This window comes from Ruegeria sp. CE9 (assembly GCF_056537425.1).
The window spans coordinates 1-526 of record NZ_JBQFRO010000141.1 but is presented as its reverse complement, the minus strand read 5'-3'; the positions used below and the strand labels follow the sequence as shown (position 1 = coordinate 526).

The following is a 526-nucleotide window of genomic DNA, read 5'->3' as shown; positions in this document are numbered from 1 at the left end:
GCCTTGATGCCGTCGGGGCCGTGATACACGGCATACATCGAGGCCATCGCGCAATCGGTGCACCGCAAGACCTCGCGTTTGGCCGCCGGTCTGGAAGAGGCAGGCTTTGCTGTGGAGCCGGAAGTGTTCTTCGACACGATCACGGTTGAGGTTGGCCATCTGCAGAAAACGGTCATGGAGGCCGCTGTGGCCCGGGGCGTCAACCTGCGTAAGGTCGGCGACACGAAAGTGGGCATCAGCCTGGACGAACAGACCCGGCCCGAGACCATCGAGGCGGTCTGGGGGGCCTTCGGCATCGACCGCAAGGATGACAGCTCGAACGTGGCCTATCGCCTGCCGGATTACGCGCTGCGCGAAAGCGAGTACCTGACCCACCCGATCTTCCACAAGAACCGGGCCGAGGCCGAGATCACGCGCTACATGCGCCGTCTGGCCGACCGCGACCTGGCGCTGGACCGGGCGATGATCCCGCTGGGCTCGTGCACCATGAAGCTGAACGCCACGATCGAGATGATCCCGGTCACCT

1 pseudogene is annotated in these 526 nt (G+C 64.4%); it reads left to right on the top strand.

Features of this window, described 5'->3' with window-relative positions:
• Positions 1 to 36: 36 nt before the first annotated feature.
• Positions 37 to 526: pseudogene (locus ACR0B3_RS24535) on the top strand (glycine dehydrogenase (aminomethyl-transferring)); the annotation flags it as partial.